This is a genomic window from Nocardiopsis xinjiangensis YIM 90004 (genome assembly GCF_000341145.1).
Classification (GTDB): domain Bacteria; phylum Actinomycetota; class Actinomycetes; order Streptosporangiales; family Streptosporangiaceae; genus Nocardiopsis; species Nocardiopsis xinjiangensis.
Map to the genome: position 1 here is coordinate 1 of NZ_ANBE01000047.1, position 15,813 is coordinate 15,813.

The 15,813-nt window shown below is 71.4% G+C and carries 16 protein-coding genes; 5 read left to right on the plus strand and 11 right to left on the minus strand.

Annotation, left to right across the window (positions count from 1 at the left end):
* Positions 1-207: 207 nt before the first annotated feature.
* The 6 genes from D473_RS0120515 to acs all read right to left on the minus strand — a co-directional run bounded on the left by D473_RS0120515 (position 208) and on the right by acs (position 8,021).
* Complete coding sequence (locus tag D473_RS0120515) at positions 208-687, minus strand: SixA phosphatase family protein (protein WP_017610923.1); 480 nt, start codon at positions 685-687, stop codon at positions 208-210.
* A 270-nt stretch (positions 688-957) separates the two neighbouring features.
* Positions 958-3,378: a sodium-translocating pyrophosphatase gene (locus tag D473_RS0120525; protein ID WP_026127148.1), complete on the minus strand. Its 2,421-nt coding sequence runs from the start codon at positions 3,376-3,378 to the stop codon at positions 958-960.
* A gap of 546 nt (positions 3,379-3,924) precedes the next feature.
* Entirely contained in the window at positions 3,925-4,425 is a 501-nt protein-coding gene (locus tag D473_RS0120530) for a DUF309 domain-containing protein (RefSeq protein ID WP_017610925.1), read from the minus strand.
* A 34-nt stretch (positions 4,426-4,459) separates the two neighbouring features.
* Positions 4,460-5,356 carry an alpha/beta fold hydrolase gene (locus D473_RS0120535; protein WP_017610926.1) on the minus strand — a complete coding sequence of 299 codons (897 nt, stop codon included), beginning with the start codon at positions 5,354-5,356 and terminating at the stop codon, positions 4,460-4,462.
* A 12-nt stretch (positions 5,357-5,368) separates the two neighbouring features.
* A complete protein-coding gene (locus tag D473_RS0120540) occupies positions 5,369-5,866 on the minus strand; it encodes a phage holin family protein (RefSeq protein ID WP_026127149.1) in 498 nt (165 codons plus the stop codon).
* A gap of 199 nt (positions 5,867-6,065) precedes the next feature.
* Positions 6,066-8,021, minus strand: coding sequence for an acetate--CoA ligase (gene acs, locus D473_RS0120545; RefSeq protein ID WP_017610928.1), 1,956 nt, complete (start codon positions 8,019-8,021; stop codon positions 6,066-6,068).
* 231 nt (positions 8,022-8,252) lie between these two features.
* Between acs and D473_RS0120550 the strand changes: the two genes are divergently transcribed.
* From D473_RS0120550 to D473_RS0120570, 5 genes are all read left to right on the plus strand, one after another.
* Positions 8,253-9,065 carry a Fic family protein gene (locus D473_RS0120550; RefSeq protein WP_017610929.1) on the plus strand — a complete coding sequence of 271 codons (813 nt, stop codon included), beginning with the start codon at positions 8,253-8,255 and terminating at the stop codon, positions 9,063-9,065.
* A 473-nt stretch (positions 9,066-9,538) separates the two neighbouring features.
* Positions 9,539-10,594 carry a septum site-determining protein Ssd gene (gene ssd, locus D473_RS0120555; protein WP_017610930.1) on the plus strand — a complete coding sequence of 352 codons (1,056 nt, stop codon included), beginning with the start codon at positions 9,539-9,541 and terminating at the stop codon, positions 10,592-10,594.
* A complete protein-coding gene (locus tag D473_RS0120560; protein WP_017610931.1) occupies positions 10,591-11,769 on the plus strand; it encodes a TadA family conjugal transfer-associated ATPase in 1,179 nt (392 codons plus the stop codon). Before ssd ends, D473_RS0120560 begins: the two co-directional genes overlap by 4 nt.
* A gap of 30 nt (positions 11,770-11,799) precedes the next feature.
* On the plus strand, positions 11,800-12,471 hold the full coding sequence (locus D473_RS0120565) for a type II secretion system F family protein (RefSeq protein ID WP_017610932.1): 672 nt from the start codon (positions 11,800-11,802) through the stop codon (positions 12,469-12,471).
* Positions 12,472-12,486: 15 nt separating this feature from the next.
* Complete coding sequence (locus D473_RS0120570; RefSeq protein ID WP_026127150.1) at positions 12,487-13,185, plus strand: type II secretion system F family protein; 699 nt, start codon at positions 12,487-12,489, stop codon at positions 13,183-13,185.
* A 53-nt stretch (positions 13,186-13,238) separates the two neighbouring features.
* Here D473_RS0120570 and D473_RS0120575 read toward each other — a convergent pair whose 3' ends face one another.
* From D473_RS0120575 to D473_RS26970, 5 genes are all read right to left on the minus strand, one after another.
* Entirely contained in the window at positions 13,239-13,676 is a 438-nt protein-coding gene (locus tag D473_RS0120575; protein WP_017610934.1) for a hypothetical protein, read from the minus strand.
* A gap of 61 nt (positions 13,677-13,737) precedes the next feature.
* On the minus strand, positions 13,738-14,241 hold the full coding sequence (locus tag D473_RS28230) for a hypothetical protein (RefSeq protein WP_241474841.1): 504 nt from the start codon (positions 14,239-14,241) through the stop codon (positions 13,738-13,740).
* Positions 14,241-14,600, minus strand: coding sequence for an Rv3654c family TadE-like protein (locus tag D473_RS0120585; RefSeq protein WP_017610935.1), 360 nt, complete (start codon positions 14,598-14,600; stop codon positions 14,241-14,243). Before D473_RS0120585 ends, D473_RS28230 begins: the two co-directional genes overlap by 1 nt.
* A 6-nt stretch (positions 14,601-14,606) precedes the next feature.
* On the minus strand, positions 14,607-14,939 hold the full coding sequence (locus tag D473_RS0120590; protein WP_017610936.1) for a TadE family type IV pilus minor pilin: 333 nt from the start codon (positions 14,937-14,939) through the stop codon (positions 14,607-14,609).
* A 16-nt stretch (positions 14,940-14,955) separates the two neighbouring features.
* Positions 14,956-15,093, minus strand: a complete 138-nt coding sequence (locus tag D473_RS26970; protein WP_017578437.1) for a DUF4244 domain-containing protein — start codon at positions 15,091-15,093, stop codon at positions 14,956-14,958.
* Positions 15,094-15,813: the final 720 nt, after the last annotated feature.

A 15,813-nucleotide genomic window follows, 5' to 3' on the forward strand; every position in this document is an offset into this window, starting at 1 on the left:
CCCGAGCAGTGCTCAGGACGGTGAAACCAGAAGAAAGGGATGAACCGGCACGCCCACGGGAGTCCGCGTTCGTTTCGCTCGGTAGAACCTCGATGTCCCCTCGCTCGGCCTTGAGCCGTTTGAAGGCGACCCGGGGAACACTACCCCCGGCCGACCATCTCAGCAACCGGAACCAAACGTGACCTGGAGCACATCATTTTCGCGGCATCAGTTCAGAGCGATCGCTGCACCGGTCCCCGGAGCGGCGTACAACCACTCCACTTCCAGTGCCACGGCCGTGACCGTGGCCGGCGGGGAACCGGCCGGGCCCGGCTTCTCCAGGAAGTCCGCGGCCAGCTGCGCCACCGTCGGGTTGTGTGCAACCACGAGCACGGTGCCGGCTTCCGCGGGCACATAGGTGATGAGCTCCAGCAACGTGTCCACCCCCGCCGAGTAGACGGCCTCGCTGAAGTCGGTCTCCGGGGCCGTGCCCGGCCCGAGGGCACCGAGTACCCCTTCGAGCGTCTGCCGTGTACGGCGGGCAGAGGAGCAGAGGACGTGGTCGGGCGCGTATCCCTGTGCGGCGAGCAACCGGCCCACGTTCTCCGCCTGGGAACGTCCACGGTCGGTCAGGGAGCGGTCGGCGTCGTCGACACCGAACCCGGACTCGGCCTCCGCGTGCCTCATCAACAGCAGTGTGCGGTTCATGGGGACACCACCGTGGCGACGACGGCCATCACACCGATGAAGCCCACCATGATCCCCAGGATCGTGACCAGGCCCTTCATCCCCTGCACGGGAACCACTCCTCAGCTCGGATCGCTTCGCGCCCGCGGGGCTCACCCCGTACCGGCACCGCACACAGGTTAGAACTCCCCCTCGACCGGTCCGCCCCGGCCCTCCGCAGGAGAACGGCCGCCCGGGGCGGTGCCCGAGCGGCCGTGTCGGCCCCGGCCGGCCGTGAGCCGGTCCGGTTCGTCAGTCCTTGCTGTCCCCGGAGGCGGCCCCCTGGCGCTCACCGTCCCCGGCTCGCGAGTCGGGGACGTCGTTCCCGGGGCCCTCCTGCGGCGAGCCCTCCTGCGGCGAGTCCATCGGTGTGGCGCCCGGTTCGTTCGGGGCCGGTTCGGTCTCGCTGCCCCCGCCCCGGTTCTTCGACCAGAGGACCGCGCCGACGAGCACACCGACCGCGAGCAGCGTCACGACCACACGCAGCACGATGTTGTCCGCGTAGATGACGACGCTGGGCGCGATGATGAGCGCCACCAGGTTCATGACCTTGAGCAGCGGGTTGATCGCGGGACCCGCGGTGTCCTTGAAGGGATCGCCCACGGTGTCGCCGATGACCGTGGCCTCGTGGGCCTCCGAGCCCTTGCCGCCGTGGAAACCGTCCTCCACGAGCTTCTTGGCGTTGTCCCATGCACCGCCGGAGTTGGCCAGGAAGACGGCCATGAGCACACCGGCGGCGATGGCGCCGCCCAGGAAGGCGCCGAGCGGGGCGTAGCCGAGCGCGAACCCGACCGCGATCGGGGCGAGGACCGCGAGCAGGCCCGGGGTGACCAGTTCCCGCAGCGAGTCCTTCGTGCAGATGTCGACCACCCGCGCGTACTCGGGTTTCTCGGTGCCGTCCATGATCCCCGGCCGGGCGCGGAACTGCTCGCGCACCTCCAGCACCACTCGGCTCGCTGCACGGCCGACCGCCATGATCGCCAGCCCGGAGAAGAAGAAGACGACGGCGGATCCGATGATGACCCCGACGAGCACGTCCGGACTGTCCAGGGACAGGGAGAAGGCCTCGCCCTCCCCGAGCCGGTCCTGCACGGAGGTCCGGAAGGCCCCGAACAGCGCTGTGGCCGCCAGGACAGCGGTCGCGATCGCGATGCCCTTGGTGATGGCCTTCGTGGTGTTGCCGACGGCGTCGAGACCGGTCAGGACGTCGGCGCCCTTGCCCTCGACGTCACCGGACATCTCGGCGATGCCCTGGGCATTGTCGGCGACCGGGCCGAAGGTGTCCATCGCGACGATGATGCCGACCGTGGTGAGCAGACCGGTTCCGGCGAGCGCCACCGCGAAGAGGCTCACGGTGATGGAGCCCCCGCCGAGGAGGAAAGCCGCGTAGACCGCACCGGCGATGAGCAGCGCCGAGTAGACCGCGGACTCCAGTCCCACAGAGATACCGGAGAGGACGACGGTGGCCGCACCGGTCTCGGAGCTCTCGCCGATGTCCTGGACGGGACGGCGGTCGGTCTCGGTGAAGTAGCCGGTGAGCAACTGGATGGCGGCAGCGAGCACGAGCCCGATGAGGACCGCACCGATGGCCACGATCCGGGGGTCGGGCCCGGCGCCGGCCAGGTCCTCGAGCACACTGTCGCTGACGCCGGTGAGCTGGTCGAAGCTGGAAGGCAGGTACCAGAACGCAGTGGCGACGACCAGGACCGCGGAGATGCCCGCGGAGGCGAAGAACCCGCGGTTGATCGCCGACATGGCGGTACGGTCCTTGGCCCTGGGCGCGACGAGGAAGATACCGATGACGGCGGTGATGACGCCGATCATGGGCACCAGGAGCGGGAAGACGAGGCCCTCCACGCCGAAGGCGACGCGGCCCAGGATGAGGGAGGCCACGAGCACCACGGCGTAGGACTCGAAGAGGTCGGCGGCCATGCCCGCGCAGTCACCCACGTTGTCCCCGACGTTGTCGGCGATCGTCGCGGCGTTGCGGGGGTCGTCCTCGGGGATGCCCTGCTCGACCTTGCCGACGAGGTCGGCACCGACGTCGGCGGCCTTGGTGAAGATGCCGCCTCCCACGCGCATGAACATCGCGAGGAGCGCGGCACCGAAGCCGAAGCCCTCCAGGACGATGGGTGCGTCGCCGGCGTACATGAGGACGACGACGGCGGCACCGAACAGGCCGAGGCCGACGGTGATCATGCCGGCGACGCCGCCGGTACGGAAGGCGATGCGCATCGCGCTGCGGTTCGCTTCGTCGTCCCCGCCGCGGGCCGCTGCGGCCACGCGCACGTTTCCGCGGACGGCCAGCCACATCCCGATGAAGCCGGTCGCGGCCGACAGGACCGCACCGAGCGCGAAGAACACGGAGCGGCCGATCATGATCTCCGTGGAGTCGGCCGGGAGCAGCAGTAGGAGGAGGGGGATGACGACGATGAAGACCACGAGTGTGCGGAATTGTCGTTTCAGATAAGCCGCGGCCCCTTCCTGTACCGCGACCGCGATATTGCGCATTCGCTCTGTGCCCTGCCCTGCGGCGAGGACCTCACGGACGAGCATCCCGGCCACGGCGAGCGCCAGGAGCGCCACCGCCATGACGACGATGACGAGGGTGAGGTCCATGCCGTTCAGTGGTAGGGCCGTGCCGCTCTCCGCGGCGAAGTTGAGCCCAGACAATCCGTCCTCCTTGAGACGGGCACGACCTTTCCGGACCCGGCCGCGCCATAACGCGCGGGGAAACGGTCGGCCCGTCGGGCGCCGTTCACCGTGCGCGGGCACGGCAGTGCCGTCGCCAGGAAGGGGCCTGGACTGGCCCGACGGCACGTCTTGCGGGGTCGGATCGGTGCCACCTTCGGTTGGGGTGCGCACCGCCCGCACCATGCGTCACGGGCGGTGATCCGGGGATTGTACGCAGCACCCCGAAAAAAGGTGAGAGTGGGTTCGCGGTTTAGCCAAGAGAACTCAAAGATGTGATCTCCCGGTGACCCCTGGGCCCAGAAAAATCGAACTCGAGGTAATATTTACCTCGAAAGGTCGATCATAATGCTGTAATTCGTTTTTGGTAACAAAACTTCCATAGGGGAACTCAATACGCATCGCGGGAGGAAAAGGGTATAGGCATCACTAGCACCCACAGCCACAACAGGGAACCCGATCCCGATCTTTCTTCTCCCTTACGGGCCCGCCGAAAAGGGCATCCACTGGTGCCCGTTATTCAGGGCCTCAGCGGCGCAGGCGCATCCGTGACGTGTCGATGCCCTCGCCCGGCTCCGCGCGCCCGGAGTCGAGCTCCTCCGCCAAAGCCCGGGCAAAGGCCGCCACCCCGGCGGTGTCCACACCGTGGGGTGCGGGTGCGAACGGCTCCACCCGGTCGGCCCCGCGGCGGAGCAGCCGTGCGGCGCCGACCATGTTGCCGCGCTGGGCGTGCGTGACACCCACGGCGGTCTGCGCCAACCCGCGCCAGAGCTCACGCTCGGACTCGGCGACGGACTTCCAGACCGCCTCCAGGACCTCATGTGCGGTGAAGGCGTATCCTCCGTCGAGCAGGCCCTGGGCCTTCTCGAGCCCTTCCGCGGGGGTGAAGTCGGCGTCGTCGGGGATACGTTCCACCTCGCCGGCACTGCCGTGGGGCATGGGACGCCCGTAGCGGTCCCTGGGACGCTGGTTCTCCGCCCGACCGCTGACGTTGCGGTCCCTGTCGCCGTTGACGGTCAACGGTGCCATCCCTTCACTGCCGTTCGGAGCCGCCCGTTCGGGCTCACTCGGTCTCGCCCAGCCACTCTACGAGAGCCCGCGACACCTCTTCGGGCCGCTCCTCGTGGGGGAAGTGTCCGGCACCGGCCACAGGGTGCCAGCGGAAGGCACCGGAGACCAGACGCCGGGAGGAGCGGGCGACACCCGGCCGGCACACGGGATCGCGATCACCGTGGATCTGCAGCACGGGTACCCGGACCTGGCGGCGCAGCCCGGACCGGTAACGGAGCCCGTCCGGGCGCCAGCGGGAACGGAAGAGCCAACGGTGGTACTCCAGGGAACAGTGGGAGACCTTCGGAATGGAGAAGGCGAGCCGGTACCGCTCCTCGACCTCGGTGCCGGGCCAGCCCGGGCCGGACCACGCGTCGAGCAGTTCGCCCACCCGCTCGCACCCGTCGGCGAGCAGCCGGTGCTCGGGCAGGATCGGCAGCTGGGCGGCGAGGAAGTGCCGTGTTCCGGGTCCCCCGCGGGTGGCTGCGCGGGCCGCGCGCAGCGGGTGCGGGGAGGAGACGGCCGCGAGTGAACGCACCGTCTTCGGGTGGTGCGCGGTCATCGTCCATCCCACGAGGCCGCCGACGCCGTGGCCGACGACAGCCGCATCGACGGCGCCGAGGGCACGGACCATGCCTGCGGTGTCCTCGGCGAGAGTGGGCAGGTCGTAACCGCGGGGGGTCTTGTCGCTGGCGCCGTAGCCGCGCATGTCGACCGCGACGGCGCGGTATCCGGCGGCGGACAGGGCGGTGATCTGCGACCGCCATGCCCACCAGAACTGGGGGAAGCCGTGCAGGAACAGGACGAGCGGTCCCTCACCCGCCTCGGCGACATGGAAGCGTGCCCCCGCGGCGCCGATGGTGCGGTGAGTCCAGGGGCCGTCCACGTAGGCGGCCGAGTCGTCCAGCACGGTGCGGTGCGATCAGCGGCCGGAAGGCGCCGGGGCCTCACCGGTCGCCTCGGTGGCGGCCACCGCTCCGTCGCCCTCCTTGGGGGGACGGACCTCACCGCGGATGATCGCCATGAGGCGCGAGGACGTGAGGGCCGTGCGCGCCAGCCCCTGCCTGCGGCGGAAGTTGATCACCGCGATGAGCACGAAGACCAGGGCGACCAGCAGGTAGAAGAGCGTGACGATGCCCATGGCGGACCAGGCCGGCAGCCCGAAGATCTCGTGCAGGCCGAACCCGGCCGTGACCGACACCAGGATCACGAAGATGTGGAGGATCACTGCGGCGGCCAGGAACTCCGCGATGCCCTTGCCGATGCGGACCGCGTCGTGCTTGGCCTCGAGCTTGGCGAGCCTGAGTTCCAGGCGCACCAGCCGGGACAGGTTGCCGGTGGCGTCGCTGAGCAGATCGCTGACGGAACGGTCGGCATCACTGGAGGCGCCAGGTTCGCCGGCACCCGGCTTGTCCACCATCGTGGGGGTTCCCTTCTCTCGTCCGAACACGCGGATGATCCTCCGCATCTTCGCACATGCCCGTCCATCAGTACCCCTCCCGGCACGCAAAACCCGGGGCTTCGGTTTCGTCACACCAGTGAGCGGGAACGTCGCCCCGCCCTTTCGGAAGGTGGCGGGACGACGTTCCTGGACGCGATGACGGTACTGCTCGGGCGTCCTACTTCGGAAGCTGCTTGGCGATCACGTCCATGATCGATGCGTCGGTGAGCGTGGAGGTGTCACCGATGTCCCGCTTCTCGGCGATGTCGCGCAGCAGGCGCCGCATGATCTTTCCGGAGCGGGTCTTGGGCAGCTCGGGCACCGCCAGGAGTTGCGCGGGCTTGGCGATGGGGCCCAGGGAAGTACCGACGTGGTTGCGCAGTTCCTGGAGGAGCTCGTCGGGCACGCTCTCCTCACCGCCGCGCAGGATCACGAAACCGACGATGGCTTGGCCGGTGACCTTGTCGGCGGCGCCCACGACCGCGGCCTCCGCGACCTCGGGGTGGGAGACCAGAGCCGACTCGACCTCCGTGGTGGAGAGGTTGTGGCCGGACACGAGCATGACGTCGTCGACGCGGCCGAGGAGCCACATGTCGCCGTCCTCGTCCTTCTTGGCGCCGTCGCCGGGGAAGTAGAGGCCGGGGAACCGGGACCAGTAGGTGTCCTTGTACCGCTGGTCGTCGCCCCAGATACCGCGGAGCATGGACGGCCAGGGTTCGCTGATCACGATGAATCCGCCCTCACCGTCGGGCACGGAGTTGCCCTCGTCGTCCACGACGTCGGCGGCGATGCCGGGGATCGGTCCCATGGCGGCGCCGGGCTTGGCCGAGGTCACGCCCGGGAGGGGGCTGACCATGATCGCGCCGGTCTCGGTCTGCCACCAGGTGTCGACAACGGGGGTGTTGCCGCCGCCGATGTTCTGCCGGTACCAGACGTAGGCCTCGGGGTTGATGGGTTCACCGACCGAGCCGAGCACGCGCAGGCTGGAGAGGTCGTACTCGGCGGGGATCTCCTCGCCCCACTTCATGAAGGTACGGATGGCCGTGGGCGCCATGTAGGCGATGGTGACGCCGTACTTCTGCACGATCTCCCAGAAGCGGCCCTTGTGCGGGGTGTCCGGGGTGCCCTCGTACATGACGACGGTCCCGCCGTTGGAGAGCGGGCCGTAGACGATGTAGGAGTGGCCGGTGATCCAGCCGATGTCGGCGGCGCACCAGTAGACGTCGGTCTCGGGCTTGAGGTCGAAGACGGACCAGTGCGTGTAGGAGGTCTGGGTCAGGTAGCCGCCCGTGGTGTGCAGGATGCCCTTGGGCTTGGCGGTGGTCCCGCTCGTGTACATGATGAACAGCGGGTCCTCGGCGTCGTGCGCCTCGGGCGTGTGCTCGGGGGAGGCGTTCCCGACGGCCTCGTGCCACCACACGTCGCGCTCGGTCCAGTCGACCTCCTGCCCGGTGCGACGGACGACGAGCACGTTCTCGACGGCGGGGCGCCCGGCGACGGCCTCGTCCACGGCCGGCTTCAGCGAGCTGGGCTTGCCGCGCCGGTAACCGCCGTCCGCGGTGATGACGAGCTTGGCCTGGCTGTCGTCCAGGCGCTGGCCCAGGGCGTCGACGGAGAACCCGCCGAAGACGACCATGTGGACGGCGCCGATGCGGGCGCAGGCCAGCATCGCGACGACCGTCTCGGGGATCATCGGCATGTAGATCGCGACCCGGTCGCCCTTGTCCACACCGAGGTCGGTGAGGACGTTGGCGGCGCGGGAGACCTCGTCGCGCAGCTCGGCGTAGGTGATGGTGCGGCTGTCGCCGGGCTCGCCCTCCCACTGGATGGCCGCGCGGTCGCCGTTTCCGGCGTCGACGTGGCGGTCCACGCAGTTGACGGAGGCGTTGAGCTTTCCGCCCACGAACCACTTCGCGTAGGGCGCCTGCCAGTCCAGCACGGTGTCCCAGGTGCGCTCCCATCGGAGCCTGCCGGCCTGTTCCTCCCAGAAGGCGAGCCGGTCCGCGTCCGCGCGCTCGTAGGCGTCCGCCTTCACGTTGGCGTTCGCCGCGAGGTCCGCCGGCGGTGGAAAACTCCGGGTCTCGTGGAGAAGATTGGACAGTGTCTCCTGGCTCTGGGGAGTGCTGTCGGCCACTGTGACTCTCCTTACGTCGGCTGGTTCACACCCAATTAATCATGTGGCCAGTGGCCGCGTGAACAGGCGGGGGTGTGCGAGACGCCGGGTCAGGGGCAGGGAGCGACGAACGGTCGGTGAGCGGTCGCCGTGTCGCGACGAGCGGTCCGGAGGCCCGTCCGGCGAGGCGGTGCGGTGCGGGGGCGCGGCTGGTCGAAGTGGGGTTACCAGCGCGTAGGTAGTGTGGCTCCCGTGAGCGAAACGACTTCTGCCTCCCTGTCCGACCCGCTGGCTCGGATCGCCGCACTCCCCGGCGTGAGCGACGCGGTCGCCGAGACGCGGACCCTGGTCGACCGGCTTCTGGGCCACCGGATCCTGCGCCGCCGCAGCGCGGACGTGTCCATGGAGTCCTCGTTGCGGGGCGCGTGTGCCTCAGCCGCGCTCGAGGGCGCCGAGGTGGCGATGGACGAGATCCGCGAGGGGCACGTCTACGACACCCGGATCAAAGGTGCACTGCGGACCTCCGGTGAGCTCGGGACCCTGGTGGACACCTGGCCGAAGGCGCCCCGGCAGGTCCTGGCGCGCCTGCACACGCTCGCGGCCGCCGATGCCGTCTCCTCCGAGGCGCTCGGGCGCCCCCGTAGGGCGGATGAGCGTGTCGAGGACCCGTTGGAGACGGGCCAGGCCCCTCCGCCCGAAGCCGCCCTGGCGCGCATGGAGGGGTTGTACTCGCTGCTGCGTGCGCGTACGTCGGTGCCGGCGCTGGTGACGTCTGCTCTGGTGCACGGCGAGCTCATGGCGGTCCGCCCGTTCGGGTGGGGCGACGGCCTGGTCGCGCGTGCGGCGGAACGGTTGACCCTGGTCGAACGCGGCCTGGACCCGAAGTCACTGGTGCCCTCGGAACTGGGTCACCAGACGCTGCGTGAGGAGTACGCGCCGGCACTGCGCCAGTACATGGGCGGGACACCGGAGGGTGTGGCCGAGTGGGTCATCCACTGCTGCAATGCGGTGCGTATCGGTGCGCAGGATTCCCTGGCCACGTGTGAGGCGCTGAAGCGGGGCTGATCCGTGCCCCGCCGCCGCCCTTGCTTCCGCTGTGGAACACCCTGCCCCGCACGGCCGTGGTCCCTGACACGGAGAACGGCGCCCCGGAGCGTGTCGCAGGGGCGCCGTCGCCGGCACGAAGCCGAGTGATCATGCGACCTGTCTTCTGTGCGGTCCGGATCCGCCTCCGAGGGCGTTCCCGGGGCACCTTGCCTTTTCACGGCTGAGTGGCGCGTGGGTACTCGGTCTCCGTGTCGAGGTGGTACTTCGCCACCGATCTACTTCCTTTGTACGTGAGGGCCTCCGCCGGGAGAAGGGGGCCTGTACCTTCTTTTCCCGGTCTTTGCCCAGGCCGGACCCGCTGCGAGGGCCGGGCGTGCTGCGTGCACCGCGGGTCCGTCTCCGGGGTTGTCCACAGGTCTGGATCGGCTCTTCCGCCGGGGACCGTGATGAAGGACTCTCGAAGGGTGACCCCCAGCCCTTCGGAGGCACCGTTGGACAGTCGGCCCCGTACCCTGATCGCCACCGACGACCCCCATCTGCTCGATGACCTCCTGCGCCTGGCCTCGGCCGCGTCGGTGGAGGTGGATCTCGCCCGTACCGCCGACCGTGCGATGCGCCTGTGGAAACACGCGCCCATGGTCGTCGTCGGGACCGACCTCAGTCCTGCCCTGCGCACCGCCGACCCACCGCCGCACCCGCGTCTGGCCGTCGTGTGCCGCGGCGGCATGGGAGAACCCGAACGGCGCGACGGGTTGTTCCTCCTCCCCCGTGACGAGGACGAGCTCGTCGGCTTGTTCTCCGAGGCCACCGAGCCCGACACCACGCCCGCGCCCACGCTCGCCGTCGTCGGCGGGCGCGGCGGGGCCGGAGCCAGCCTCCTCACCGTCGCCCTCGCGTTGGCGGGGGAGCGGGCCGGGCTGCGCACCGCCCTCCTCGACACCGATCCTCTCGGGTGCGGCGCCGACGTGTATCTGGGTTGTGAGGGGTCGGAGCAGCCGACGGGCTGGGGCGACCTGCTGCACCGCAGCGGGCGGATGCGGTGGCGCGACCTGTCCCCGCGGTTGCCCTCGACCAGCCATGTCTCCGTCCTGACGTGGACCCGAGGGGCCGGAGGTGAACGCCCGCTGCCGGTCGGTGCGGTACGGGCCGCCCTGGCCTCCGCCCGTAACGGCGCCGACCTGGTCGTGGCCGACCTCCCGCGCTCCTTCGACCCGGCGACGCGGGCGGTGCTCAACCATGCCGACCTGTTGTTCGTGGTGGTCCCGGCGGACGTGCCCTCGGTCGTGGCCGCCACCCGGATGGCCGACCGGCTGCGGGAGGAGGCACCGGTGGTGCGGGCCGTGGTCCGCGGGGCCGCCGGGGAACTCAGCGCCGAGGTCATCGCAGGCACACTCAGGATGCCGCTCGGGGCCGACCTGCCGCCCGAACCGGGGTTGGCGCGCACGCTCGCCGCGGGGCAGGCGCCCGCCCGGCGTCCGCGTTCACCCCTGGCCCGCTTCGCCGACCGGGTGGTCGCGGCGCTGCCGCAGCCGCGACCCGTCCCATGACGCCGGCCGGTGGTGACCGCTTGGAAACCCTCACCGACGCCGTACGAAACCGCCTCGCCACGGCCGGTTCACCCGTCACACCGTCCACCGTGGCGGCGGCGCTGCGGGCGGAGGGCGGGATCCTCGGCGACACCGAGCTGCTGCACCTGACGCATCGGTTGTCGGCCGATCTGGCCGGTGCGGGGCCGTTGCAGGCGCTTATGCGCCCCGGGGTGAGCGACATCCTCGTCAACGGCCCCGACGATGTGTGGGTCGACGACGAGGGGTTGCGCCGCGCGGACGTGCGGTTCGGTTCGGAGGAGGAGCTCAGACGGCTCGCCCAACGGCTCGCGGCGCGGGCGGGGCGGCGGTTGGACGCGGCGGTGCCCTACGTCGACGCGCACCTTCCGGGCGGGGTCAGGCTGCATGCCGTCCTCCCTCCGGTGTCGCCCTCGGGGACACGCCTGTCGTTGCGGTTGCCGCCCGAGCGTTCCTTCACGTTGGCCGACCTCGTGGCGCGGGGCACGCTCGCGCAGCGGGGCGCGGGGCTCCTGCGGTCCCTGGTGCGTTCACGGGCGGCCTTCCTGGTGACCGGCGGCACGGGGGCCGGTAAGACCACACTCCTGTCGAGCCTGCTCTCCCTTGTCGGCCCGGGAGAACGGATCGTGCTGGCGGAGGACTCCCCCGAGCTGCGCCCGGACCACCCGCACGTGGTCCGGCTGCGGACCCGGCCCGCCAACATCGAGGGGACCGGCGAGATCGGCCTGGACACCTTGGTCCGGCAGGCTCTGCGGATGCGTCCGGACCGGCTGGTGGTCGGGGAAGCACGCGGGGCGGAGGTGGTGTCGCTGATGTCCGCGCTCAACACCGGCCACCACGGTGCCGGGACCCTGCACGCCAACGGCGCCCGGGACGTACCCGCGCGGATCGAGGCGCTCGCGTGTTCGGCCGGGCTCAGTCGTGCTGCCGCACACAGCCAGCTCGCGGCGACGCGGGTGGTGATCGTGCATCTGGCTCGGGGACGGCGGTTGTCGGAGGTCGGGGTGTTGTGCCGGACCGCGTCCGGACTGGTCGAGGCACGGACCGCCGTGGCCTTCGCCCCGGACGGGTCCTGCCGCGAGAGCTCCGAGGCCCGGGAACTGGACGCCCGGTTGGGGCCCTCGTGGCGGCTGGAACCGGCCGAGGGTGCGGCATGAACGTCGTCGATCGGGGATCGGGGTGGGGCCATGGTGGCGCTGGTGGTGTTCCTGAGCGGGCTGATCGTACTCGCGCTGCTCCCCCGCGCCCACCCGGCGCTGCCCCGGCCCACAGGTGGCACGCCGGTCTTCCGTCCGCTCGACCTGTGGGAGCGGTGGCGCGGCCGTTCTCTGGCAGCGCGGAAGGGCGGGGAACGCCGGCGCGCGGTCATCACCCTGTGCCGCACGCTCGCCGCGGAGCTGCGTGCCGGCCAACCCCCGCAGGAGGCGCTGCGGCTCGCGGTGGCCCAGGCCGGACCGTCGGTCGGCGCGGTCTCGGACGCCGGATCCCTGCGCGCCGCTGCCGGGAGCGATCCGGAGCTGGCGGCTCTGTCCTATCTCGCGGTGTGCTGGGACGTGGCCGCGGAGACCGGCGCGGGGCTGGCCACGGTCGTGGACGGGCTGGCGGAGAACCTCACCGAACAGGAGGAGCAGCGGGCCGATGCGCTCGCGCGGACCGCCGGCCCCCGGACCACGGCGTTCGTGCTGGGAGGGCTGCCGCTCGTGGGGGTGCTCATGTCCGCGGGTCTGGGCGGATCCCCCCTGTCGTTCCTGTTCACCACTCCCCTGGGGCTCGCGTGCCTGGTGGGCGGTGTCGCGTTGGACGTTCTCGGCGTGTGGTGGACAGTGCGGATGCTGCGGAGCGCGGTCGTCACGCGGTGAGGGGGTGAACGGGTGGTGGTGTTCGCGGTGTGGTCGGCTCTGTGCGCGGCCGGGGCAGCGTGGCTGTGGACGGGTCTCGGGGAACGGCGCCGGCTGCGGGCGCTGACCGGCACGCGCCGTCGCTCGCATGCGCTCGGTCCGGTGGTCCGCGCGGTCGGCGGGGTGTGTGCGGCGCTGGTGGCCGTGGCGACCTTGGGTGTGTTCGGGGGTGTGGTGGTGCTCGGGGGCTGTGGTGTTCTGTGGTGGCGTTCACGCCGCACGCGTCGGCGGCGGCTGCCCGTGACCGCCGACCTCCCCGTCGTCGTGGGGCTGTTGGCCTCGGGGATGCGCGCCGGCGCCACGCTGCCCTCGTGCCTGGCCTCGGTGGCGCGGGCCGCGCACGGCGAACTCGGCCGTGAGTTGGCGGGGGTCGCCGAACGTCTCCGGCTCGGCGCCTCGACCGGAGCGGCCTGGCAGAGCCCGGTCCTGCCCGAGCCCCTCGTGGCCGTGGGGCAGGACCTCGCCCGCGCTGCCGACACCGGGGCTCCCGTCGCCGACCTGTTGGACCGGCACGTGGTGGACCTGCGTCGTTCCTGGCGTGCACGTGGCGTCGCTCGTGTGGAACGGCTGTCGGTGCTGGTGGTGGCACCCTTGGGACTGTGCTTCCTGCCGGCGTTCGTACTCATCGGCGTGGTGCCGGTGGCGGCCGAGCTGCTGTGGTCCGCGCTGGGGTGAGTGCGGCGGTGTGGCCGCGTCCGGCCGGACAGGGCCCTGTCGGCCCGGTGCGTTCAGCTCTCGTCCTCGCTGAGCCCGTCGATGATGTCGTCCAGCACCAGCGCGCGATCGTCCCCGGACATCAGCCGCAGTTCCCGGAGTGCGGGCACGGTGTCCACGCTCGTGGCGCGGGCGCTCTCGACCGTGCACACCCGCATGCAGTGCTGGGTGGGGACCCCCCAGAAGTCACGTTCGTCGATGGGGGCGATGCGGTAGACGTTGGCGGGGTAACGGGGCGTGCGCCCCGGCGATCTCCATTGCTGAACACGGGCGAGCACGAACCCCGTGATGAGCGAGTCGAACATGCCGCCCGATGCCAGGTCGTCGAGAGCCTCGCCGTCACCCTCGCACCGGCACTCCTGACACCCGGCCAGTTCCGCGCGCAACAGCCAGCGGGCGCGCGCGTGGCTCACCTCGGTGGTACGGAGTTTGCTCGGGTGTCGGTGTCCCATACATACGGAGGGTACGGCGATTCGAGGCAGGTCGTGTGGGTCCGGGACCGCGTGGCGTGCGTCAACCGCACCGTCGTGCGGACGGTCGTCGACGCCGTCCCAGGTAGGGAACGGGAAAGCGGGGCCAGCCCACTGACAGGCGCAGTCCGAGAACCAGGACGGCCAGGACCGCCAGGAGGCCGGTGGAAACGTGTCCCAGAACACCGGAGGCGGCCGTCGTGGGTTCGGGGCTGGCCGCGGTGTAACGGACCACGGGGGTGTTCTCACGGGGCGGCTCGGAGAACGGGGCTCTGGTGGGCCCGGGATCAGCCTGCGCGGTGGAGGCGGCATCGGCCTCCGGGGGCAGGGCAGGCCTGGGCGTCGGTGTCGGGGTGGGAACGGGACGGTCGAGGCCGGGCTCTGCCTCGTCGGAGACCGGGGCGGGCACGGCAGAAGGCCCGGCCGCCCCGGAGGCGAGGACAGAGGCCCCCGGATCCGGGGCGGTACGGGCACCGGTGAGGCCGGTTGCGTGCGGTGGCGCCCCACAGAGCAGCAGGGCGCACACCAGGGCGGGGACGGGGCTCATCACTCTTCCTCGGACGTATCGGCTTCATGGGCCGGACCGGCGCGGGCGCGGGCGCTCACGTCGCGGTCCAGGACTGTCGAGGGCACCGTGACCGTGACGTCGACGGTGTGGCCGTTGAGCTCGCAGGAGACGAGGGAGGCGTCGTTGGCCCCGGCTGTGGCGCGGGCCCCGTCACAGGCCTCGGACGGCCCGTGCACGGCGCGGGCCGCCGCGGCCAGGGCCGCGAGGTCGGCAGCGGCGGTGGCGCGATCCCGGTCGAGCCGGGAAACGGCGACCGCTGCTGCGGCGAGGGTGGTGGACCAGAGGAGCAGGCAGAGGCAGACCCACCAGACGGTCGCCGATCCGGTGTCGGTTCGCACGGCCCCTCACCCGCCCACCCCCGCCGGTCCCGGCTCCACGGGGACCGCCGCCGTTCCACGTAGCTGCACCGGGACACTGACCACGGAACCGACAGTGAGCTCGGCCCGGACGCTCACGCGGGCCATGTCGGAGGAGCCCTCCAGGTCGATGTCGGCGTCCTCGGGGGCGGCGGACAGCGCCAATTCACGTGCCCGGTCCTCACCCTCCCCGCGCGCCAGGGCCCGCGCCCCGACACGCGCCGCGTCGGCGCAGGCGAGCTGGGCCGACGCGGCGGCCACCACCCCGAGGCAGAGGGCCAGCAGGAGCAACAGTGACGGCAGGATCATCGCGGTCTCCATGGTGATCGAACCCCGATCACATGCCGGAACTGAGGGCGTCGACGACGATGTCGGTGAGCACCTCGGTGACGGTGCCGCCGGTGAGGATGACGTAGAGCACCCCCGCGAACGCGACGGCCGAGACGGTTCCCAGCGCGTACTCGGCCGTGGACATCCCCCCGTCACGGAGCGCCCCACGGCGCGGCCGGCGGCGTCCTGGCGGACGAAACCCGGCACCCTCGCACCGTCGCTCGGCGCGCCGCGGTGCCCTGCCTCGGGCGCACAGACGCGCGAACCGCGCCGAGACACCGCTCCGGGGCCCCGGTCCGTTCCCCGGTCCGGGAGCGACAGGACCCGCCCGCTCGGGGGAGGGACCCTCCTCAGAGGACGGCCGCCACGGCCGCATGAGCGCACCGGGCGGGCCGAGTGGAGCACCGCCGCGGCCCGTTCCCGAGACGGCATGGGAAGCACCACCGGACGCCGGTCCGTGGAGATCGTCGGGACCATGCAGGAGCAGTTGCCCGGAGAGCGGCACGTAGCGGCGGGCGCGGGCCGCCCGTCCGGACCGCGCCGGCTCCGGTCGACGGACGTCGCCTGCGGGATCGGCGTCACCGGAACCCCGACGAGAGTGGGACATGTGTGCGGCCATGGGAACCTTCCTGTTCAGGGGGTGGACCGGGCGAGGTCCGGCCCATTCCAGATTCGGCCGACGGCGGCCGGAGGGGAAGGTGCGATTTCTGGCCTGTGGACAACTCCGGGAAGGGGAGGACGGCGGGCCCGGCGCGGACAACACCCCGGTGCCTCTGGTCCCCTGGCGAGGAGGGCGCCTCCTCCCGGGTTCCGACCGTCGCTGAGGGATACGAGGGCACACTCGCCGAGTGGCTCCCCCCCCCCG

What these genes read in the sequence shown, in the direction of transcription:
- D473_RS0120515 (WP_017610923.1), bottom strand. Translation starts at nt 687, where the DNA reads ATGAACCGCACACTGCTGTTGATGAGGCACGCGGAGGCCGAGTCCGGG.
- D473_RS0120540 (WP_026127149.1), bottom strand. Translation starts at nt 5,866, where the DNA reads ATGGTGGACAAGCCGGGTGCCGGCGAACCTGGCGCCTCCAGTGATGCC.
- D473_RS26970 (WP_017578437.1), bottom strand. Translation starts at nt 15,093, where the DNA reads ATGTCCACGGCCGAGTACGCGCTGGGAACCGTCTCGGCCGTCGCGTTC.
- D473_RS0120565 (WP_017610932.1), top strand. Translation starts at nt 11,800, where the DNA reads ATGGTGGCGCTGGTGGTGTTCCTGAGCGGGCTGATCGTACTCGCGCTG.
- D473_RS28230 (WP_241474841.1), bottom strand. Translation starts at nt 14,241, where the DNA reads ATGAGCCCCGTCCCCGCCCTGGTGTGCGCCCTGCTGCTCTGTGGGGCG.
- D473_RS0120575 (WP_017610934.1), bottom strand. Translation starts at nt 13,676, where the DNA reads ATGGGACACCGACACCCGAGCAAACTCCGTACCACCGAGGTGAGCCAC.
- D473_RS0120530 (WP_017610925.1), bottom strand. Translation starts at nt 4,425, where the DNA reads ATGGCACCGTTGACCGTCAACGGCGACAGGGACCGCAACGTCAGCGGT.
- D473_RS0120590 (WP_017610936.1), bottom strand. Translation starts at nt 14,939, where the DNA reads ATGGAGACCGCGATGATCCTGCCGTCACTGTTGCTCCTGCTGGCCCTC.
- D473_RS0120560 (WP_017610931.1), top strand. Translation starts at nt 10,591, where the DNA reads ATGACGCCGGCCGGTGGTGACCGCTTGGAAACCCTCACCGACGCCGTA.